Genomic DNA, 21,366 nt, shown 5'->3' with positions numbered 1-21,366 from the left:
CAAAGTGCTTAACGTTCGTCGCGGCGTGACGCGGGTCACGCGGGGTCGGCGACGAGGCAGGACGCGATGGCAGAAAACCTCCGCTCGCGGGCGCAGCTGCGCCGCGCGGTGTTCTCCAGCTACTTCGGCAGCGTGATCGAGTACTACGACTTCCTCCTCTACGCCACCGCGTCCGCGGTGGTGTTCAACAAGGTCTTCTTCTCGAACCTGGACCCGGTGCTCGGCACGATCGCCAGCCTCGGCACCTTCACCACCGGCTACCTGGCGCGACCGCTCGGCGGGATCATCTTCGGGCACTTCGGCGACCTGCTGGGGCGCAAGCGGATGCTCGTGATCACGATGTCGATGATGGGCATCGCGAGCACGCTGATCGGCGTCCTGCCCACCTACGCGCAGATCGGGGTGTGGGCGCCGGTGCTGCTGATCGTGCTGCGCGTGCTCCAGGGCGTCGCCGTCGGCGGCGAGTGGGGCGGCGCGGTGCTGATGTCGGCCGAGCACGCGACCAGCCGCCGCGGGCTGTGGGCGAGCTTCACCAACGCCGGGGCACCCAGCGGGATGGTGGTCTCGACGCTGCTGCTCACGCTGATGGGCGCGGTGACCACCGATGCGCAGTTCCTCTCGTGGGGCTGGCGCGTGCCGTTCCTGCTCAGCGTCGTGCTGCTCGCCATCGGCCTGTTCATCCGGCTGAAGGTCGACGAGACCCCGGTGTTCGCCACGGCCGCCCGGTCCGCCGGGGCGCCGCTGCTGGAGGTGCTGCGCCGCCACCCGAAGAACCTCCTCCTGGCGATCGGCGTGGGCTTCGGCGCCTTCGTCGCGCAGGGCACGCTCACCACGTACGTCCTGTCCTACGCCGTCCACGCGGGCTTCACGCGCCAGACCGTGCTCAACGCGATCACCGTGTCCTCGGTCGGCGCGGTGATCGGCATCATCGGCTACTCGGCGCTGTCCGACCGGATCGGGCGCCGTCCCGTCGTCATCGCCGGGGCGGTGGCCACCGCCGTCGTCGGGTTCCTGCTGTTCCCGCTGATCGACAGCGGCTCGGCCGGGCTGCTGACGCTGGGGGTCGTGCTGGGCCAGTCGGTCGCGCACCCGGCGATGTACGGGCCGCTGGCCGCGCTGTACACGGAGCTGTTCGCCACCCGCACCCGCTACACCGGCGCGTCGCTCGGCTACCAGATCGCCGGGCTCGGGGCGGGCATCGGCCCGGTGGTGTTCGCGGCCGTGGCCGGCGCGGGCACGGGCGTGATCTCCGCGGTGATCGCGGCCTGCTGCCTCGTCACGGTGCTGTGCGTGCTCGTCCTGCGCGAAAGCCGCGACGTCGACCTGACGGACCCGGCGGGGGTGGTCGCCGGGAGCGCGTGATGGGGGTTCGGATTACAGTCGGGCATGATCCGCGGCACCGCCCGCCCCCTCCGACCAGAGGAGTTCGCATGCAAGGCGTAGATCCCTCGGTGCCACCCAGCGGCACGGGCTGCGCGGACTGCGACGCCGCCGACCCGCAGGGCTGGTGGTTCCACCTCCGGCGCTGCGCCGAGTGCGGCCACATCGGCTGCTGCGACTCCTCGCCGGGGCAGCACGCGAGCGCCCACGCCGCGGCCTCGGGGCACCGGTTCGTGCGCAGCTTCGAGCCCGGCGAAGAGTGGTTCTGGGACTACGGCGAGCAGGCGATGTACGAGTCCGGCCCGGCACTCGCCGGTCCGGCGCACCGTCCGCTCACCCAAGGAGCGCCGGGGCCGGCCGAGCGGCTACCCGAGGACTGGGCTCAGCGCCTGCACCAGTGACCGGTGCTGGTCACGCTCGCATCGCGGCACACCGGACGGCCCGGCGGGAGCGCCCCAATGTGGCCTTCGGTGCGTTGAGCGCAACCAAGGCGGCCTTCGGTGCGTTGAGCGCAACCAAGGCCACCTTGGGGCGCTCGGGTCAGCCCGTGTTGTCGGCGTAGTTCACCACGACGTTCTTGAAGCCGAGCGACTGCAGCAGGCCGATCAGCATCGTCTTGGTGTTCCGCTCCGCGTCGGCGATCAGCGTGCTCTTCGCGGCCGCGCCTTCGATCTGCTTCTGGGCGAGCTGGTAGAGCGCCTGCTGCGAGTTCGGGTTCCCGCTGAGGAAGTCGTTGATCCGGGTGAACAGGCCCTGCTGCTGCGCGTAGACGTAGGACTCCTTGGTGTCCAGCGTGGCCGGCTCCAGCTGGGCGTGCCCCAACGTGATCGTGGCGGACAGGCGGTCGTCGGAGATCTGGACCGCGTTGCCCTTCAGCCGCGAGAAGTCCACGTAGGCGTTGTCCGTGCCGACGCCGATGAACAGCGTGTCGCTGCCCACGAGGAAGCTGGGCAGGATCGAGCTGGTCTTGATGTCGACGACCACCTGGAACGAACCGCTGGCCGCCTCGTAGCGCGACAGCTCCACGATCGACTGCAGCAGCACCGGACCCGAGCGCTCTTCGGTCTTCTCGGCGAACGGGTTGCGCAACTGGGGTAACAGGTGAAGCGCCGAGGCGACGAGCGCCACCACGGCCACCAGCACTACTGCCACCGCGATCGCGACGAGTCGCTTGCCCCATGCGCCCATGGCCGGAAGGTTACCCACTTCGCTGCGCGGTCAAGCGGGTCGGGCGGTACCGTGATCCGCCTCCGTGGTCGGGCCTTTCGAAAAGGGGAAGCTTCGTGCGCAAGTCCGTGTGGCTGTGGGTCCTGCTGGCCATCCTCGCGATCCTGGTGCTCGGACTGATCTTCGGGGGCTATCGCAAGGGCGAGAAGCTCGGCGAGCCCGCCGCCCCCGAGCCGGTGGCGGCGGGCCTGGTCCGGACGGCCTAGCGGGTACCCGGTCCCGCTCGACCTCTGTCCATAGTGGACGAGCGGGGTCAGCGCGCCGCGCAGGCCGACGTGATGCCGTCGGCGCTGCCGGTGCCCTGGAACCCGAACTCGGTGGACTGCCCGGCCGCGACGCTGCCGTTGTAGCCGACGTTCGTCCAGGTCACGGCCCCGCTGGTGCCGCTGTTGGTGGCGCTCCAGCCGTTCGTGACCGCCGCGCCGGAGGGCAGGTTCGTCGCCACCGACCAGCCGTTGAGCGCGGTGGAGCCGGCGGTGACCTTCACCGTGGCCACGAATCCGCCGTTCCACGCGTTGAGGGAGACCGAGGCGCTGCATCCGCCGGGCTGGGGCGTGGTGGTCGTCGTGGTGGGGGTGGTGGGCGTCGTCGGAGTGGTGGGGGTGGTCGGCGTGGTGGTCGCGCCGCCGGCGTTCAGGGCGTCGAGGACGCTGGTGTAAGCGGCCTTCTTGTTCCCGTTGTTGTCGAACAGGAGCGGGTTCTCGCCGGTGCGCCAGGAATCGCTGTCGCGGATGCCCCAGACCGTGATGCCGGCGCACCGCGCGACGGCCATGCACGCGCGCGTGACCGTGCCGTAGACGGCTGCCTGGTTGGAGCCGGAGATGTCCAGCTCGGTGATCTGGACCTCGACGCCGAGGTTGGCGAACCGCTGCAGGTTGGCCTGGTAGTCGCCCGGCGCGGAGTTGGAGAGGTGGGACTGGAAGCCGACGCAGTCGATCGGGACGCCGCGGGACTTGAAGTCCTGCACCATGTTGTAGACGCCGGTGCTCTTCGCGTTGACGCCGTCGGTGTTGTAGTCGTTGTAGCAGAGCTTCGCGCCGGGATCGGCGGCCCGCGCGGCGCGGAACGCGGCTTCGATCCAGTCGTTGCCGGTGCGCTGCAGGCTGGAGTCGCGCCGGCCACCGCCACCCCCGTCGGCGAAGGCCTCGTTGACGACGTCCCAGGCGTAGACCTTGCCCTTGTAGTGGGTGGCGACCTGGGTGACGTGGTTGATCGCGGCCTGGCGCAGGGCGGAGCCGCTGAGGCCCTGGGCCCAGCCCGGCTGCTGCTGGTGCCACAGCAGCGCGTGCCCGCGGACCCGCTGGCCGTTGCTCACCGCCTGGTTGAGGATGCGGTCGCCGTTCCCGTAGCTGAACTGGTTCTGGTTCGGCTCGGTGGCGTCCCACTTCATCTCGTTCTCGGCCGTCACCATGCTGAACTCGCGGCTCAGGATGCCCGCGTAGGTCGAGTCGCCGAGCTTCCCGGCCGAGACGGCGGTGCCGAAGTACCGGCCCGTCTGGGCGGCCGACGCCCCCAGCGTCGTGGCCGCGCCGGCGGAGGTGGCGAGCAGCAGCGACGCGCCGAGGGTGGCCGCCAGCAGCGTCGAAGCGAGCGCTGCGCGGGACAGGGAACGCGAAGTCGGTTTCATGGGCGGGCCTTTCCGGATGACGCTGTTAGCGTGAACAATTCGACCGCGAACCCAAAGAGGATTCGTCGGGTGCGGGAAGCTGCCGGGAGCGCTCTCAGAGCGGGCCGCTTCCCGATGAAACCACACCGGAACCGGCGAGCAAAGACCTTGCGCGAGATCGGTTTCCGGGCATGCCTTCGAAAGTTTCACCGGTGATTGCCAAGAATGCCGGGGACCCGTTACCTTCTCCTGGGAGCGCTCTCAGTGCGGCACACCATCACACGGCAACGACGACGAGGAGATGGCGAATGCGGGCACGAAAGTCGCGGGCCGGCCTGGCCCTGCTGGTCGCGGTGGCGCTCGGGGTGGCCGGCGGCGCCGCACCCGCGTCGGCCGCGGACTACGAGCGCCTGCTCAACGGCACCTTCTCCGGCGGTACCGCCGACCCGTGGTGGGCCGGCGCGGGCACGACCGGCCGCGTCACCGGCGGCGAGTTCTGCACCGACGTCCCCGGCGGCACGGCCAACGGGTACGACGCGCTGTCCGGCCAGAACGGGGTGCCGTTCGAGGCGGGGCAGCCGTACACCCTGACCTTCGACGCGCACGCGACGACCACCCAGCAGATCTCCGCCGTCGCCGGCGAAGCCGTGTCGCCGTACCGGCAGATTTCGCGGACCGACTTCACGGTCACCCCGGCGACCCAGCACTTCACGGTCACCTTCACGTCCACATTGGACTTCCCGGCGGCCGGCAACGGGCAGCTGGCGTTCTGGTTCGGCGGTCAAGCCGCCGCCAACACCGTCTGCCTGGACAACATCTCCCTCGTCGGCGGGGTCGTCCCGCCCGGCGGCCTGCCGCCCACCAGCGGCATCCGGGTGAACCAGGAGAGCTACGTGCCCGGCCTGCCCAAGCGGGCCACGCTGATCAGCGACTCGACTTCGCCGCTGACCTGGACGGTGAAGAACGCCGCCGGGACCGCCGTGGCCACCGGCCAGACCCGGCCGCGCGGCGCCGACGCGGCTTCCGGCGAAAACGTGCACGAAATCGACTTCTCTTCCTACGACACCGCGGGAACCGGGTACACGCTGAGCGTCGGCTCCGAGACCAGCTTCCCCTTCGACATCTCCGCCGCCGGACCGCGCAAGCTGCGCTCCGACTCGCTGGCGTTCTTCTACCACCAGCGCAGCGGCATCGCGATCGACGCCCAGTACGTCGGAGCCACCTACGCGCGTCCGGCCGGGCACGTGAACGTGGCGCCGAACCAGGGCGACAACAACGTTCCCTGCCGGTCGGACCTGAACTGCGGCTACACCCTCGACGTGCGCGGCGGCTGGTACGACGCGGGCGACCACGGCAAGTACGTCGTCAACGGCGGCATCGCGGCGTGGGAACTGCTCGACGAGTACGAGCGCGCGCTGCGGCTGGGCGACGCGAGCGCGCTCGGCGACGGGAAGCTGGCGATCCCGGAGCGGGCCAACGGCGTGCCCGACATCCTCGACGAAGCCCGCTGGGAGGTCGACTTCCTGCTCGCCATGCAGGTGCCGGACGGCAAGCCGGCCGCGGGCATGGTGCACCACAAGATCCACGACGCGCAGTGGACGTCGCTGCCCACCCGGCCCGACCAGGACAGCCAGCCGCGCCGGCTTTCGGCGCCGAGCACGGCCGCGACGCTGAACATGGCCGCGGTCGCGGCGCAGGCGTCCCGGCTGTGGCGGACCATTGACGCGACGTACTCGGCGAAGCTGCTCGCGGCGGCCGAGAAGGCGTACGCGGCGGCGAAGGCCAACCCGAACGTCCTGGCCGACCCGAACGACGGGACCGGCGGCGGCACCTACAGCGACAACACGGTGACCGACGAGTTCTACTGGGCCGCCGCGGAACTGTTCACCACCACCGGGAAGAGCGCCTACCGCACCGACGTCACCGGGTCGTCGCTCTACCGCGGGAAGAGCTTCACCACGCACGGCTTCGACTGGGCCTCGACGGGCGCGCTCGGCGACATCACGCTCGCGGTCGTGCCGACCGACCTGCCGGCGGCGGACGTCGCGGCGATCCGGACGGCGCTCACCACGACCGCCGACAGCCACCTGACGCAGATGGCGGCCATGGGGTACCCGGCGCCCTACCGCACGGCCGACGGATCGTACGAGTGGGGCTCCAACGGCCTGGTGGCCAACAACGGCGTGGTGCTCGCGCTGGCGTACGACTTCACGAAGCAGGACAAGTACCGCGACGGCGCGTTCGCGGCGCTGGACTACCTGCTCGGCCGCAACCCGGCGAACTACTCCTACGTCTCCGGCCACGGCGACCAGCCGGTGTCGAACGTGCACCACCGGTTCTGGGCGCACCAGCTGGACGCGTCGCTGCCGACCGCCCCGCCCGGCGCGTTGTCCGGTGGGCCGAACAGCGGCCTGCAGGACCCGACGGCGGCGCGGCTGCTCACCGGGTGCGCCCCCCAGCGCTGCTTCGTCGACGACATCCAGGCGTACTCGGTGAACGAGGTCGCGGTCAACTGGAACGCGGCGCTCGCCTGGCTGGCCGGCTGGACCGCGGAGAAGTCGACGTCCACTGTGGACACGACCGCCCCGGCCGCGCCCGGTGCGCCCGCCGCGTCCGTGGTGTCGAACAGCGGCGCCACGCTGACGTGGGCGGCGTCCACGGATGCGGAGAGCGGCGTCACGGGGTACGACGTGGTCCGCGTGACCGGCTCGACCCGCACGGTCCTCACGACGGTCACCGGCACGACGGCGACCCTGACGGGCCTCTCGCCGTCGACCGCGTACACCGTGGTCGTGGTGGCCCGCAACGGCGCGGGCCTGACGAGCCCGGACTCGCCGGCGACGCAGTTCACCACCCGGCCGGGCACCCCGGCGGGCGGCTGCGCGGTGACGTACGCGGCGAACACGTGGAACGGCGGTTTCACGGCCACGGTCACGGTGAAGAACACCGGCACGGCGGCGTGGTCCGGCTGGAAGCTGGGCTTCACCTTCCCGGGCAACCAGAAGGTGGCGCAGGGCTGGTCGGCGACGTGGGCCCAGACCGGCGCGGACGTGACCGCGACGGCGATGCCGTGGAACGGCTCGCCGGCCCCGGGCGAGTCGGTCGCGATCGGCTTCAACGGCAGTTACACGGGGACGAACGCGAATCCGGCGGCCTTCTCGGTCGACGGGAAGCCGTGTAGCTGACGCCGGTGCGCCGGGGGGCTACCGGGGTCCGGGAACGGGCTGTCGCCGAGGATGGCGGAGCGGTCGAAGACCCCGGCGGCCGCCCGCGTCCGGGTGAACTCGGCCGCCGGTGCCTCGGGTGGAGCCGGTCTCGGTCGGCGGGAAGCCGTGTGGTTGACGGCTGCGCGGGGTTTAGCGGGGCGTGGGGTCCGGGAATGGGCCGTCGCCGAGGATGGCGGAGCGGTCGGGGACTCCCGTGGCTGCGCGCATCCGGGCGAACTCGACCGCCAGTGCCTCGGGTGGGTAGTGGGCGTTGAGGCCGCTGGGGTTGGGCACGATCCACACTCGGGCGCCGCCGATCGTCGCGGTCTGGGGGCCGAGCCGGGCCGTGGGCGCCCCGAACGCCACCCGGTAGCCGGTCACGCCGAGCATCGCCAGCCACTGCGGCCGGATCGCCCGGACGCGTCCGGCCAGGTCCTGCCCGCCCGCGATGAGCTCGTCGCGGGTCAGCTGGGCGGCGCGGGCGGTCGGGCGGCGGACGAGGCTGGTGATGCCGAGTCCCCAGTCCAGCAGGAGCCGCTCCTCCTCCGCGCGCAGCTGCCGCGGGGTGAAGCCGGAGCGGTGCAGGGCGGGCCAGAACCGGTTGCCCGGCGTGTGGAAGCTGTGCCCGGCCGCCGCCGAGGAGAGGCCGGGGTTGATGCCGACGAACACCACGTGCAGCCCGTCCGCGAGCACGTCCGGCAGGACGGCGCCGTCCGACGTCACCGGCCGGCTTCCCTCGCGGAAGCGGCGCTCACGGGGTGAGGTCCATCATGTCGTCGTCCTTGATCGCCTTGAGCTCCGGCGGGTCCAGTTCGCCGCGCTCGAGGGCGGCCCAGTCCGCGGCCGTCGGGTTCTTGTAGAAACCGCCGTAGCCCGGCCATTCGCCCGTGCGCGCCGCGTCGCGGGCGCCGTGCATCTCGGCCGCGTCCCACTTGTCGATCGGCTTGGTGGTCACGTGCCCGCTGCCGTCCACCGCGTGCCCGCCGGTCGGGACCGCCTGGCCGGCCTGCGGGTTGTACCGCATGCCCTCGCCGCTCTGCTTCATGTCGTCGACCATCTTGTGGTACGAGTCGTCGGCGATCGCCATCCGCTTCTGCTCGGCGTCGTAGGCCGCGCGGTCCGGGTGGTTCGGGTCGTTCTTGATCGCGTCCCGACGGTCCTGCTCGGTCTTCGCCGCGTCCGCCTTGTCCTTGTCGTACAAGGGGTGGTCTTCGTGGTGGACGTGGTTCTTGTCGTTGCCGTGGTAGACCTGGTCCGAGAAACTGTGCGGGTTGTCGTAGCCCGCCTTGATGGTGTTCGAGTTCTGGAAGCCTTGCTGGTGCCCGTAACCGAGCTGGTTGAGCTGGACCGCGGTGCTCGGGTCGTTGGCCTCGATGGCGTTGCGCTGCGCGTTCCGGTACGAACCGAGCCGGTCGTCGTACCCGAGCTTGTCGTCCTTCGTCGTGTCCGGCGAGTCCCGGACGTCGCCCTTGGTGAACCCGGATTCGTGGTTGGCGCCGCCCTTGCCCGTGCCCGGGTGGTACCGGTGGTTGGCGAAGTCCTCGTAGTACGCGTTGGCGTTGTTCTCCAAGGGCTTGTTGGCCTTGTCCGACCGCGAGCCCTTCGCGCCGCCGTTGTCGCTCAGGATGTCGTAACCGCCGGCGTGCTCGGACTGGTGCGTCTTGTTGCCGTCGATCTTGAAGTCGTACTTGTCGTCGAGGCGCTTGCGCTCGGCGTCCCGGTCGCCGTAAGTGCTCTCCGGGTACTTGCGGTTGCTCGTCGAAGGCCCGTCGTTGCCCCGGGCGTAGGGGTTGTGGCGGTTGGCCGCCTTCTGGCACGGCGTGGTCCGCTGCGGCGCCAGGCCGAGCGGGTCGACCATGGCGGTCGGGTTGCCGACGTAGGCCAGGGAATCCGGCGCCGGGGTCAGGCCCAGCGGGTCGTGGGAGAGGTACCGCCCGGTCTCGGGATCGTAGTAGCGGTACCGGTTGTAGTGCAGCCCGGTCTCGGGGTCGTGGTACTGGCCCGGGAACCGCAGCGGGGTGCTCGCCGTTCCGCCGGCCGACACGGCCGGGCCCCACAACGCGGTGTGCAGGTGCCCGGCGAGCGCGCCGGTGTCGTCGACCAGTTCCGCGGGCGCCCCGACCAGGTCGGAGACGATCGCGTGGAACCGGTCGGCGCCACCCGCGCCGAGGACGCGTTCGGTCTGCGTGAGCGGGAGCCGCTCGCCGGGCGCGTATTCCCACACGGTGGCGACCGGCGGCCGGCCCGGTCCACTGTGGACCTGTTCGGCGGGCAGCTGCCCGTCCCAGGCGAACTCGACCTGCTCGGCGACGGCGCCGGTGGCGTCCAGGCGCTGCTTGGCGATCCGGCGGCCGAACGCGTCGTAGCGGTAGCGCCACACCGTGCCGTCCGGCGTGCGCACGCCCAGCAGCCGGTTCTCCGCGCTCCACTCGTAGGTCCACCGCTGCCCACCGCGTTCGCGGGCGACGACGCGCCCTTCCCCGTCGTGGGTGTAGCGGGTGGCGCCGGCGGCGGTGAGCAGGGTGCCGGTGTAGGCGCGAGGACCACTGGCCTGGGGCGCGCCGGTCCAGCCGGCCCCGGTGACGGCTCCGGTCACGTCGTAGTCGTAGTTCTCCTGCCAGCGCGGGCCCCGCACCGCGCGCACCCGCCCGGCCGGGTCGACGTCGAGGGTGCGCGGCCCGGAGATCAGGTCGGTGACGCCGGCGAGGTAGCCGTCGGGCAGGTAGCCGTATTCGCGCCGCTGCAGCGTTTCCGGGCCGCGGAGCACCGTCTGCGCCGACAGCTGCCCGGTGGGCGTCCAGTCCTGGCGCAGTTCCGCCACCGGGCCCGCGCCGCCCAGCAGCGTGCGGACCGTCTCCCGGCCCGCGGCGTCGTAGCCGAACCGCAGGGTGCGCCCGGCGGTCGTCAGCGCAGCCGGGCGGGCGCCGGTGTCGTAGCCGACCACCGACTCCGCGCCCGAAGGCGTCCGGCGGGCCACGCGGCGGCCGAGGGCGTCGTAGCGGAAGTGCACCACCCGCCCGTTGATCGACTCGGCCACCACACGGCCGAGCGCGTCGTAGGTGAACCGGACCTCGCTGTGCGCGTTGGCCGCCGACAGCATCCGGTCGGCCCCGTCGTAGGTGAACACGGCGACCTCGTCGGCGCTGCTGCGCCGCACGACCCGGCCCACGCTGTCGCGTTCGAGGGTGATGGTCTGCCCGGCGCCGTTGGTGCGGAGCACGAGCCGCCCCGCGGGGTCGTAGCCGAAGCGCAGGACACGGCCGTTGTAGTCGGTTTCGGCGACCTTCCGGCCCGCGGCGTCGTACTCGTAGCGCCACACCAGGCCTCGTTCGTTGGTGACCGAGGTGAGCCGCAGCTCGGTGTCGTAGCCGTAGGTCAGCGTGCCGCCGTCGGGGCCCCGCTCGCTGACCGGCAGGTCGAACTGGGCGTACTCGATGCGGGTGACGCCCCCGCGCGGGTCCGTCCGCTCCTCGAAGCTGCCCTGCGCCGTCGACGCGAACCGTTCGAGGGCGCCGTCGGCGTCGCGTGCCTGCACGAGGTGGCCGGCGGCGTCGCTGACCATGGTGGTGGTGTTGCCCAGCGGGTCGGTCACGCTACTGGTGTTGCCGAGCGCGTCGTAGCCGTACCGCCACACGGCGCCGTCCGGCTCGGTGACGAGCAGGGGGAGGCCGGCGGCGTTGGCCTGGATCCGGGTGACCCCGCCGAGGGCGTCGGTCACCGAGTCGACGGTGCCGGTGAAGGGGTCGTAGGTGTAGGCGGTCGCGGCGCCGGTCGGGTCGACGACGCGGGCGAGGCTGCCGCGGCGGTCGTACTCGTAGCGCCACACGGCGCCGTCCGGTCCGGTCACCACGGCGGGCCGGTGCCGCTCGTCGTAGCCGATCACCATCCGGCTGCCGTCGGGCCGGGTCACCGCGGTGAGGTTGCCGATCTCGTCGTAGTCCCAGCGCGTGACGTTGCCGAGCTCGTCGGTCTCGGCGAGCACGCGCCCGAAGCGGTCCCGCTCGGCGCTGGTGGTGTGGCCCAGCGGGTCGGTCTGCCCGATCACGCGCAGCCGCTCGTCGAGCCGGTAGCGGGTGACGGCCCCGAGGGAGTCGGTGACGGTCGTGGTGCCGGGCTCGTAGGCCAGCGTCGTGTCGAGGTAGCCACCGGTGCCCTGGGCGCGCACGCAGCGGCCCTGGGCGTCGTAGCCGTAGCCGTACCAGCGGCCGTTGACGTCGTCCCAGCGGGTGAGCCTGCCGTCGGCGTCATAGGTGAACTTCTGCGGGGTGCCGACCGCGTCGACGACCTCGACCAGCCGGCGCGCGGCGTCGTAGCGGTACTCGGCCAGCGGGACGGGGGAGCCCGCGGTGCGCAACGCCGTGACCAGGCCGTCGGCGCTGTCGATCTCGACGCGGTAGCCGCCGGAGTGCTCGATCGCGACCGGCACGCCGTCGCGGTAGCGCAGCACGATCCGGTTTTTCGCGCCGTCCACGACCGCGCGCAGCGGCAGGGTGGTGTCCCCGGGGCGGCCCGCGAAGTAGCGCACGCGGTCGGACTGCGGGTCGCCGACGATGAAGCCGTGCCGCACCCGGCGCAGCGCCAGGTAGGGGCCGCTGTCCGGGACGACCGCGGCCACGCCGGCCGGGACCGGGTAGCGCAGCAGGGTGCCGTCGGCCAGCGCCAGGTGCAGCCCGTCCGGTTCGATCTCGAGGCGTTCGTCCAGCGTGGAGGCCCAGGTGGGGCCGAACAGCCGGCCCGCCCGGTAGGTGGACAGGTGCGTGCGCTCGACCACGAGGGGCAGCGCGCCGGGCAGCGAGACGTCCTCCTGGACGAGCATCACGGCGCCGGTCGCGACGTCGATCGGGTCGCCGCAGTCGGTCTTCTCCTTGGTCGGCGTGGTGTGTTCGTCCGGTTTGGAGTTGGTGTCCTTGATCCGCGAGCCGTCGCCCTTGGGGTCGCCCTTCGGCGTGCTCTTCGGCGTGTCGGCGGGGGCTTTCGACGCCGGGGGCGGCGTCGGGTCGGGGCTCCTCGGCGTGTCGTCGGGGCCCTTCGACGCGGGCGGTGGGTCGGTCTTGGGTGGCGGGTCGGCCTTGGCGCCGGACGGGGTGGTGTCGTCGCCTTTGGCGCCCGAAGGCGTGGTGCCGTCGCCCTTAGGTGGCGGGTCGGTCTTCGGCGGTGGTGCGTCCGGCCCGCCCTTGCCGTTGGGGCCGTCGAGACCCTTGGGGTTGCCGTTGATGTCGGCGTGCTTCGGTGGCGGTGCACTCTTGCCCGGCTTGATGTTCTTGAGTGCCTTGGCCGCGTCGCCGAACAGGTCACCGGCCCGCTTGAGCAACGGAATCAGCGCCTGAAGTGCCTTGACCAGGCGTTTGGTCAGGTCGGCGATCTTCGACGCGGTCTTGGCGACGGCGGTGATCACCTGCGGGACGACCCAGGTCATGCCGATGCCGAGGGTGAAGATGACCTGCAGGGCCCAGCTGATCAGGTGGCCGACGAGTTCGGCGATGATGTCGCGGACCAGCGCCCGCACCGCCGCGACGACCTCACCGGCGGTCTTCACACCACTGGAGGCACCTTCGCAGCCTTTCTGCGCGGTCTCGAGCAGGGTGACGGTGTCCTGGGCGCGCTGGCGGTAGGCGTCCCCGGCAGTGCCGGTCCAGGATGAGACGTCCGTTTTGACCATCCCGGTCAGGTCTTGGCCGATACTGCCGAGTTCGGTGGCGACGTTCTTCCACGTCTCGGACTGGGCGGCGATTTCGTCGGCGTTGCCGGTCAGGCCGTTGAGAGCTTCCTTCAGCGGGCCGACGTGCTCGATCAGCCACCCGACACCCGCGGCGAGGATCGCCCCGAAGGGATCCATGGCCATCGACAGGGCATCCAGGGCCGTGCCGACGGCGCCCATCGCGACCGACGCCCAGTCGCCGCTCTCGATCGCCGACTTGAGATCAGCCGCCGACTCCAGCAAGGAGACCCCGGAGTACGCCGTCGTCGAGTCCTTGGTCTGCGCGACCAACGGATTACTCACGTGCTGACCTTCCCCTTCACCTGCCGAGCGACCACGACTTGAAGTTAACAAGCGGTGACCGCGCGGAGATCACGAACCCCGGGGAGTGCCTCTTCACCCAGCCGATCGTGCCCTCGAAACGTCGTCGAGGTGCTCCTCGTGCCGCGCCCCGGTGCGCTCCGCGCCGATCCCGGCCGCCACGACGAACAGCACCCCTGCCGCCGCGGTGAGGTGCGGGACCTGGTGAAGCACGACGAGCCCGATCGTCAGGGCGATGGCCGGTTCCAGGCTCATCAAGGTCCCGAACGCCGAGGTGTTCAGCCGCCGCAGGGCGAGCATCTCCAGGCTGAACGGGACGACCGGCAGCAGGATCGCGAGTCCGAGACCGGCCAGCAGCAGCTCCTCGGTCAGGTGCCCGAACACCCCGGGTCCGGCGGCGAGGGTCGCCACGATCCCGGCCACCGGCATCGACACGGCGAGCCCGCGCACGCCCGCCACCTCGTCGCCGACCCGTTGCGTCAGCAGGATGTAGCCCGCCCAGCACACCGCCGACGCGAGGGCGTAGGCGACACCCAGCAGGTCGGCGCCACCCCGCCACGGCTCGGTCAGCAGTACCACGCCGAGCGCCGCGAGGACCGGCCACAGCTTCTTGCCGCCGCGGCCGCGCGTCACCGCCACGGTGAGCGGGCCGAGGAACTCCAGCGCGCTGGCCGTGCCGAGCGGGAGGCGGGCGACGGCCGCCATGAACAGCATGGTCATCCCCGCCGTGACCACGCCCAGCCCGCAGCAGGCCAGGAAGGTGGACCGGCGGAACGACGACGGCCGCGGCCGGACGACGACCAGCAGCAGCACTCCCGCCCACGCCAGCCGCAGCCACGCCGCCCCCTCGGGACCGATCCGGTCGAACAGGCCGACGGACACGGCGAGACCCAGCTGGACGCAGAGCATGGCGGCGACCGCGAAGGCCGCTCCGCTACGGGTGGAGGACAGCACCCGCCCAGCAAAACCGAACCACACCGTCCATGTCCACGTGTCGATCGTGGATGTACCGTTCATGAATCATGGACACTCGCCGGCTCCGGTTCCTCCTCGAGCTGTCCCGCCACGGCTCGATGCGCGCGGTGGCGGACGTGCTCGGCACCACGACGTCGACGGTTTCGCAGCAGATCGCGGTGTTGGCGAAGGAAACCGGCGCGCCCCTGCTCGAGCCGGACGGCCGGCGTGTGCGGCTCACCCCCGCGGGGCGGCGCCTGGCCGAGCACGCCGTGACGATCCTCGCCGCCGTGGAAGCGGCTCGTGCCGACCTCGACCCCCACGCCGAGCCGGCCGGCACCGTGCGCGTCGCCGGGTTCGCGACGGCCGTGCGGCGTTCCCTGCTGCCGGCGGCCGCCGCGCTCGCCGAGCACCACCCGCGGGTCGAGCTGCGGATCAGCGAGTACGAACCACAGGAGGCCTTCGCCGCGCTGCTGGCCGACGACATCGACCTGGCCCTCACCTACGACTACGACCTCGCCCCGGCCGTCACGGACCCCGCGATCACGGTGAGTCCACTGTGGACGGCAGGGTGGTCACTGGCCGTCCCGGCGGCCGACGCGGCCCGTGCGCGGGGCGGGAACACCGTGGCGGCCTTCGAGGCGTTCCGCGACCACGGCTGGATCGTCAACTCCCGCAACAGCGCCGACGAGGACGTGATCCGCCGGCTGGCGTCGACAGCGCGGTTCACCCCGCGCGTCACGCACCGAGCGGACAGCCTGGAGCTGGTGGAGGACCTCATCGTGACCGGCCCGGCGCCCGCCGTCGGCCTGCTTCCGGCCGGACGTGCCCCGAGGTCCGGGGTCGCGCTGCTTCCGCTGGCGGGGCCGGACGTGCGGCAGCGCGCCTTCGCGTGCACCCGCCGCGGGCGGGAGGCGTGGCCGCCGCTCGCGCTGGTCCTCGGACTCCTCGCCCGCTGAGCCGGGTCGGCACGACGACAGCTTCGACCCCCGGGACCGGCTCTTCGAAGCGTCCCGCGGCGGTCCCGGTGGTGGGCGCGACCCCCAACGACGCGCCCGCCACCGGGTCGCCCCGGCAGTCCCCCTCTTTCGCCGTGCCCCTAGGGTTCCCGGGGCCGTCCTCGTTTCGTCCTCGCGCCGGTATCCGCGCCTTCGACCAGCGCGTTCCGGAGCCGGGCGCCGGGCGTTAGCCTGGAACACGAGGGGGGATGCGATGAGGTTCCGGATTCTCGGGACGCTGGAAGTGCGGGCGTACGGGGACCGGGTCACCCTCGCGAGCCCGCGCCAGCAGCGCGCGCTCGCCGCCCTGCTGCTCAATCCGAACTCGGTCGTCCCCGTGGAGCGGCTGATCGACGCGCTCTGGGAAGACGAACCGCCGGCGACCGCCGTGAAGCAGGTGCGCAACTGCGTCTCCGCCCTGCGGAGCCGGCTCGGCGAAGCCGGCGCGATGATCGTCACCGACGGGCCCGGATACCGCCTGCAGACCGGAAGCGACGATCTCGACTCGCTCCGGTTCCGCCGCCACGTCGCGGCCGCGCGAGGACTCGCCGGGCAGGCGAAGCTCGTCGACGCCGTCGAAGAGATCCGGGCCGCGCTCGCCCTCTGGCGCGGCCCGGCGCTCGACGGGCTGCGGACGACCACCCTCGCCGGCCGGGCCGCGGTGCTCGACGAGCAGCGCGCCGACGCCGTGGAGCTCGGTGCCGAATGGCGGCTGCGGCTCGGCGAAACGGGCGAGGTCGTCCGCGAGCTGACCGAGTTCTGCGGTGAGCACCCGACGCGCGAGCTGGCGCACCTGCTGCTGATGCGCGCCCTCGCGAAGGAGGGCCGCTACGCCGAAGCCTCGACGTTGTTCCACGGCCTGCGCCGGCGGCTGGCCGACGAGCTCGGCGTCGACCCGAACCCCGACCTGCGGCGGCTGCACGACCGGATCCTCGCCGAGGCCACCGCGAGCGACCCCGAGCCCGAGCCGGAGACCCTTCCTGCGCACCACCGGTTCGACCGCGCGGTCACCGAGCTGGCCGAAGCCGTCACGTGGCAGTGGCGCGCCGAAGCCGAACTGCGGTCGCTGCACCGGCCGCAGCCGATCGTCGTGCGCTGGTCGGCCGTCGCGCGCGGGGGAAGGCCGGCCCGGGGCGACCTCGACGACCTCGCGGAGACGTTCGCCGCGCTGCCCGAGCGGCAGCTGGTCGTGCTCGGCGATCCCGGCTCCGGCAAGTCCGTGCTCGCCCTGATGCTGACGCTGGAGCTGCTGCGCACCCGCGCCCCGGGCAGCCCGGTCCCGGTCCTGCTTTCCCTGGCCTCCTGGGATCCGCGGCGCGAACACCTCGACCGGTGGCTGGCGGGCCGGCTCGCCGACGATCACCCCGCCCTGCTCAACGCCCGCGAATACGGGCCCGGCGCACCCACCCGGCTCGTCCTCGGCGGCCACGTCGTCCCGATCCTCGACGGCCTCGACGAGCTGCCGACGGACCTGCGTGCGGCGGCGCTCGACGCACTGGACCAGACCATGGCCGTGGGCCGCTCGCTCGTGCTGACCTGCCGCTCGGCCGAGTACGAGCAGGTCACCCGCGAGGCCGGCCCGGTGCTGGGTGCCGCCACCGTGGTGCGGCTCGAACCCGTGGCCCGGCAGGAAGCGATCACCTACCTCTCCGCGCGGGGGAGCGACCGCTGGCTCCCGGTGGCCGAGCGGCTGCGCCGGGAGCCGGACGCGGCACTGGGCCGGGTGCTGCGGACGCCGTTGATGGTCGACCTCGCGCGGATCGGCTACGGCCGTCCCGGCGCGGATCCCGCGGAGCTGCTCGACGCCGATGACGCGGCCGCCCTCGAGGGGCAGCTGCTCGACTCGTTCGTCCCCAACGCCTATGCGAAGGTGCCGCAGCCGCCGGGGCGGAACCCGCACACCAGCCCGTCCGGGCGGTACACGGCCGAGCAGGCGACCCGCTGGCTGGGCTTCCTGGCCCGGCACCTCGAGCGGGCGCGCAGCCGCGACCTGGCCTGGTGGCAGCTCTACCGGGCGGTGCCCGCCGGGACCCGGTCGGCCCTGATCGGTGTGCTGATCGCGCTGTTCTTCGGCGTCACCGGCTGGGTCGACGACGGGCCGGTGCTGGCCGCCATCTACGGCCTCTCGTTCGGTGGCGCCGGCTACCTGACCCACCGCTTCGGGCGCGCGCCGGAGCCGCTGCGCACCGAACTGCGGTTCGCCGGGGCCGCCGCGAAGTTCGCCGGCCGCTTCGCGATCGGTGCCGTCGTCGGTGTCCTGCTCGGGCTGGGCTGGTCGCTGGCCACCGGCCTGGTCGTCTTCCTGGCGGTCGTGTTCGGCCTGGTGTTCGCGGTGCACGTGTGGCTCGCGAAACCGGTCGACGCCAGCCGCGTGTCGAGCCCGCGGACAATCCTGCGCAACGAACGGACCGGGGCGATCGCGCTGACCGCGTCCTTCCTGGTGTCCCTCGGGCTGTTCAACGGGATCGCGTTCGCGTTCACCGCGCAGACGCGGTTCCTGCCGGTGCTCGGCGGCCGGTACGACGTGGCGCTGGCCGTCGCCGGCGGGGTGGCGGGAGCGTCGTTCGGGTTCTTCATGGCCCGCCGTGTCGCCGCCGTGTGCTACGGCCTCGCGGGTGCGCTCGCCGGCGGTCAGGTGTTCCCGGCGGCGACGAACCCGGTCCTGCCGTTCGTGGTCGGCGCGTGTTTCGGCGGTGGCGTCGGCCTGGCGGTCCTCGTCACGCGCGCCTGGGGCAACTACTTCGTCCACCACGTCTGGCTGGCCGCGACCGGCCGCCTTCCCTGGCGGCTCATGCACTTCCTCGACGACGCCCACCGCCGCGGCGTCCTGCGGCAGGCGGGCGGCGTGTACCAGTTCCGCCACGCCCGCGTGCAGGAACGGCTGGCCCGCTCTTCGCTCGGTGGCGGGCGGTCCGGTGACTAGCGTGGTCCTGATGACGCGTTCGGCCGCGCGACGTCGAGGTCCGCGCCGATGCTGCTGGCGGACAGGTCGCTGGTGTTCCTGACGGCGGGGAACCTGCTCCGCGCGCCACGCTGACCGGCGAGCCGCGGTGGGAGGCCGAGGTGCCCGCCCCGGCGTGGCCGCTCGTCTGGCACGACACCGTGTTCGTCGCCGAGCGTAGCGCGGTCCGGGCGTTCGACCGGGACGGCGCCGCGCTCGGCGGGTCGCCCTCGCGGGCGGCGTGGCCGGGACCCTGGTCGGTCTGCCGGAGGGCAGCGTCCTGGTCCCGGTCCACGGTGAGGAGCACACCGGACACGTCGTGCTCGACCCGGGCGGCGAAGTTCGGCCGCTGCCCGCGCACCTGCCGCCCGGCATCCCGGCGGTGCCGTTGCCCGGCGGCCGGCTCGTGCTGCCCGGCCGGCCCGAGCGCGACGACGTCGGGGAGTGGCGCCCGACGGTGTCCATAGTGGACGTCGGCACCGGAGCGGTGGTCCGGCACCACCGCGTGCGCGCCGAGGTGCAGAGCATCGTCGCCGGCGCCGACGGGCTGGTCGCCGTCGCGGTCGGCCCGACGTGGGAGTACTGGACGAAGTACCACGGCCGGCCCGGTTTCGACCTGACCGAAGACTGCTACGTGCTGTTCCTCGACGAGGACGGCCCGCGGGGCACGTGGACGGCGGGCCGGCCGATCGCCGGCCCGCTCGCGATCGGCGCGAACGGTGATCTGCTGGTCCCGGTCGCGGGGGAGCTCATCAGCCTCGGCTGGCGAACTCCCCGGGACCGGGCTCAGATCAGCGGGAACCGCTGGGCCGCGGAGCCGTTGCAGTCCCAGATCCGCAACCGCGTCCCGTTGCCCGTCGCGCCGTCGGGGGAGTCCAGGCAACGGCCGGACTGCGGGTTGCGCAGGGAGCCGTCGGCCTGCTGCGTCCACGTCTGACCGCCGACGCCGTTGCAGTCCCAGAGCTCGACCTGGGTGCCGTTCGCCGTGCCGTTGCCGACGATGTCCAGGCAGCGTCCCAACGTGCGCAGCGCGCCGCTCGACAGGCGGAACCAGTGCTGGTCCACCGCGAAGGACTGGCAGTCCCACAGCTGCACGGCGGTCCCGTTCGCGCCGCGGTCGTCGCCGGCCACGTCGACGCACTTGCCGCCCGGGCCGGTGATCGGGCCGCCGCCGGTGACGGAGAACTTCTGTGCGGCGGCGCTGTTGCAGTCCCGAATCTGCAGCCGGGTGCCGTTGGCCGTGGCGCCGTTCGGGGAGTCGACGCAGCGGCCGGACTGCGGGTTGCGCAACGAGCCGTCGGCCTGCTGCACCCACTTCTGGCCGCCGACGCCGTTGCAGTCCCACAGTTCCAGCAGCGCGCCGTTGGCCGTGCCGTTGCCGGTGACGTCGAGGCAACGGCCCAAAGTGGACAACGACGAGTCCGCGTTGTGCGCCCAGTGCTGGTCGGCCGCGTTCGCCTGGCAGTCCCACAGCTGCACGGCGGTGCCGTTGCCGCCGGTGTCGTCGCCGGCGACGTCCAGGCACTTGCCGCCGGGTCCGGAAACCGTGGCCGCGTAGGGCGGCGTCCCGGTCGAACCCGTGTAGCCCACGGAGACCACATTGGACTGGACGGCGTCGTCCGCGGCGTCGGTCGGGTAGCCCGCGGTCATCACGCCCTCGAAGAACGAGCCGATGGACGCGTTGCTGTTGTCGCCGCCGGTGCCGAGCACGATCGAGCCCTCCTGGTGCATCGGCGTGTACCCGCCCGAGGGCAGCGCGCCGTTGTACCAGGTGGTGAGGCCGCCGCTCTGGGAGTTGCCGCCCTTGAGCGCGAAGGTGGTCTGGCCGTTGTTCTTCAGCAGCGCGGTGACGAACGGCGTCGCGTTGCCGCGGTTGGCGGTGTTGGAGCGGTTCCCCTGGAACAGCCCGTTTTCGAGGTCGCCCGCCACCCACGGGCCGATCCCGCTGCACGGCGGGAAGTAGCACGTGGTGCCGAGGTTGACGGCGTCCATGTGGCCGTTGCCGGTGTCGGCGATCTGGGCCTCGACGTTGCCGTAGTCGAAGCAGCAGCCGCCGTTCACGTGCGTGCCACTGGCGACCATGTACATGCCTTCGGGCTGGCCGTTGACCGCGACCCCGGCGCCGACGTAGTGCCGGTACCCGGTGCCGGGCGAGACGTAGACGCCGTAGACCTTGTGCCCGCCCGCGGTGACCGGCAGCGCGGACGCGATCGCGGCGACGTCCTGTCCGCCGGCGGTGCCCGGGCCTTCGACGGTCAGGTCGTTGTGGCGCGGGGACTGGTCGTAGATCACCGTGATGGTGCACGTCGTGCCGGCGCAGAACGAATCCTGGGCGGCGGCGTTGGCGTACCCGCCGGTGGCGAGCAGGCCGATGTTCGTTTCCGCGTGGTCGGAAGCCCGTTGCACGCGGTAGAGATTGCCGGTGTAGGCCGCGTAGAGGGCGCGCGTGGTGCTGTGCGCGGCGACGCACTGGGTACCGGCGGAACCGTAGATGTCGCACGGCAGCGGACCGGCGGCCTGCGCGGCGGTGCTCAGGCCGAGCATCGTGCCCAGGACGAGCAGTGTGGTGGTGAGGACGGCGAGGGGACTTCGACCGCGGGGCACGGGAACCTCACTCTCGAACCGCAGGTCAGCGACCTGCGTGGTTTTTACAACGTTGTATTTCCAAGAGAGAAGGAAGTGCGGAAAGGCGAATGGGGATGAGGGGAGGGTATGGCCGGATTCTCGATCGTGTCAACAGTTCACGGCGAGTGGATGGTCCAGTCCACTGCGATTCCGGGAGGGTGCACCCGGACGGCCTACCAGGGTGGATCCGTTTCGTGGCAGGGAATATCGCCTGACCTCGCGCCCGGCACATCAGCGGGGCACCATCCGGCTAAACCGCTCAGTAAAGGATTTGCCGGGCAATTCCGGCGGCCGGGATGACTCCCGCGGACGCCCGGGGTGCTCGACGGGAAGGAGACGGCCGCCGCCGGGCCGTGGGGGGGGGGGGGGCGTGGGGGGCCGACGCGCGCGGGGGGCGCGGGGTTGGGTTT

Annotated in this window: 12 protein-coding genes; 6 read left to right on the top strand and 6 right to left on the bottom strand. The window is 72.3% G+C overall.

The genetic code is table 11. The features are described 5' to 3' along the window. Window positions 1–66 precede the first annotated feature (66 nt). Both AB0M83_RS42910 and AB0M83_RS42905 read left to right on the top strand, forming a co-directional pair. On the top strand, window positions 67–1,362 hold the full coding sequence (locus AB0M83_RS42910) for an MFS transporter (RefSeq protein WP_364526699.1): 1,296 nt from the start codon (window positions 67–69) through the stop codon (window positions 1,360–1,362). Between the two features lie 68 nt (window positions 1,363–1,430). Then, window positions 1,431–1,781 (top strand): UBP-type zinc finger domain-containing protein, encoded by a 351-nt coding sequence (locus AB0M83_RS42905; protein WP_364526697.1) that lies wholly within the window; start codon window positions 1,431–1,433, stop codon window positions 1,779–1,781. A gap of 139 nt (window positions 1,782–1,920) precedes the next feature. Here the strand turns inward: AB0M83_RS42905 and AB0M83_RS42900 are convergent, their stop codons facing one another. Continuing rightward, window positions 1,921–2,568 (bottom strand): DUF4230 domain-containing protein, encoded by a 648-nt coding sequence (locus AB0M83_RS42900; protein ID WP_364526695.1) that lies wholly within the window; start codon window positions 2,566–2,568, stop codon window positions 1,921–1,923. Between the two features lie 95 nt (window positions 2,569–2,663). Here AB0M83_RS42900 and AB0M83_RS42895 point away from each other — a divergent pair, with 95 nt between their 5' ends. Next, on the top strand, window positions 2,664–2,813 hold the full coding sequence (locus AB0M83_RS42895; RefSeq protein WP_364526693.1) for a hypothetical protein: 150 nt from the start codon (window positions 2,664–2,666) through the stop codon (window positions 2,811–2,813). A 47-nt stretch (window positions 2,814–2,860) separates the two neighbouring features. On the opposite strand, the gene AB0M83_RS42890 is transcribed toward AB0M83_RS42895, so the two are convergent. Then, window positions 2,861–4,234: an endo-1,4-beta-xylanase gene (locus tag AB0M83_RS42890; RefSeq protein WP_364526691.1), complete on the bottom strand. Its 1,374-nt coding sequence runs from the start codon at window positions 4,232–4,234 to the stop codon at window positions 2,861–2,863. Between the two features lie 287 nt (window positions 4,235–4,521). On the opposite strand from AB0M83_RS42890, the gene AB0M83_RS42885 reads away from it, so the two are divergent. Next, window positions 4,522–7,398 (top strand): glycoside hydrolase family 9 protein, encoded by a 2,877-nt coding sequence (locus AB0M83_RS42885; RefSeq protein WP_364526689.1) that lies wholly within the window; start codon window positions 4,522–4,524, stop codon window positions 7,396–7,398. Between the two features lie 171 nt (window positions 7,399–7,569). Here AB0M83_RS42885 and mug read toward each other — a convergent pair whose 3' ends face one another. The 3 genes from mug to AB0M83_RS42870 all read right to left on the bottom strand — a co-directional run bounded on the left by mug (window position 7,570) and on the right by AB0M83_RS42870 (window position 14,392). After that, window positions 7,570–8,142, bottom strand: a complete 573-nt coding sequence (mug, locus tag AB0M83_RS42880) for a G/U mismatch-specific DNA glycosylase (RefSeq protein WP_364526687.1) — start codon at window positions 8,140–8,142, stop codon at window positions 7,570–7,572. A gap of 28 nt (window positions 8,143–8,170) precedes the next feature. After that, entirely contained in the window at window positions 8,171–13,420 is a 5,250-nt protein-coding gene (locus tag AB0M83_RS42875) for an RHS repeat-associated core domain-containing protein (protein ID WP_364526685.1), read from the bottom strand. 93 nt (window positions 13,421–13,513) lie between these two features. Then, entirely contained in the window at window positions 13,514–14,392 is an 879-nt protein-coding gene (locus AB0M83_RS42870) for an EamA family transporter (protein ID WP_364526683.1), read from the bottom strand. A gap of 68 nt (window positions 14,393–14,460) precedes the next feature. On the opposite strand from AB0M83_RS42870, the gene AB0M83_RS42865 reads away from it, so the two are divergent. Further along, the gene (locus AB0M83_RS42865; protein WP_364526681.1) at window positions 14,461–15,351 is read left to right on the top strand and encodes a LysR family transcriptional regulator; all 891 of its coding nucleotides are present in this window, start codon (window positions 14,461–14,463) and stop codon (window positions 15,349–15,351) included. A 253-nt stretch (window positions 15,352–15,604) separates the two neighbouring features. Beyond that, on the top strand, window positions 15,605–18,313 hold the full coding sequence (locus AB0M83_RS42860; RefSeq protein WP_364526679.1) for a BTAD domain-containing putative transcriptional regulator: 2,709 nt from the start codon (window positions 15,605–15,607) through the stop codon (window positions 18,311–18,313). Window positions 18,314–19,117: 804 nt separating this feature from the next. Here AB0M83_RS42860 and AB0M83_RS42855 read toward each other — a convergent pair. After that, window positions 19,118–20,935, bottom strand: coding sequence for an arabinofuranosidase catalytic domain-containing protein (locus tag AB0M83_RS42855; RefSeq protein WP_364526677.1), 1,818 nt, complete (start codon window positions 20,933–20,935; stop codon window positions 19,118–19,120). Window positions 20,936–21,366 lie beyond the last annotated feature (431 nt).

It is taken from the genome of Amycolatopsis sp. NPDC051106 (assembly GCF_040682775.1).
Classification (GTDB): Bacteria; Actinomycetota; Actinomycetes; order Mycobacteriales; family Pseudonocardiaceae; genus Amycolatopsis.
This window is presented reverse-complemented; position numbering and strand designations above follow the sequence as displayed.

Coding starts and splice junctions, on each gene's coding strand:
- AB0M83_RS42865 (WP_364526681.1), top strand. CDS start 14,461: ATGGACACTCGCCGGCTCCGGTTCCTCCTCGAGCTGTCCCGCCACGGC.
- AB0M83_RS42885 (WP_364526689.1), top strand. CDS start 4,522: ATGCGGGCACGAAAGTCGCGGGCCGGCCTGGCCCTGCTGGTCGCGGTG.
- AB0M83_RS42905 (WP_364526697.1), top strand. CDS start 1,431: ATGCAAGGCGTAGATCCCTCGGTGCCACCCAGCGGCACGGGCTGCGCG.
- AB0M83_RS42910 (WP_364526699.1), top strand. CDS start 67: ATGGCAGAAAACCTCCGCTCGCGGGCGCAGCTGCGCCGCGCGGTGTTC.
- AB0M83_RS42890 (WP_364526691.1), bottom strand. CDS start 4,234: ATGAAACCGACTTCGCGTTCCCTGTCCCGCGCAGCGCTCGCTTCGACG.
- AB0M83_RS42900 (WP_364526695.1), bottom strand. CDS start 2,568: ATGGGCGCATGGGGCAAGCGACTCGTCGCGATCGCGGTGGCAGTAGTG.
- AB0M83_RS42860 (WP_364526679.1), top strand. CDS start 15,605: ATGAGGTTCCGGATTCTCGGGACGCTGGAAGTGCGGGCGTACGGGGAC.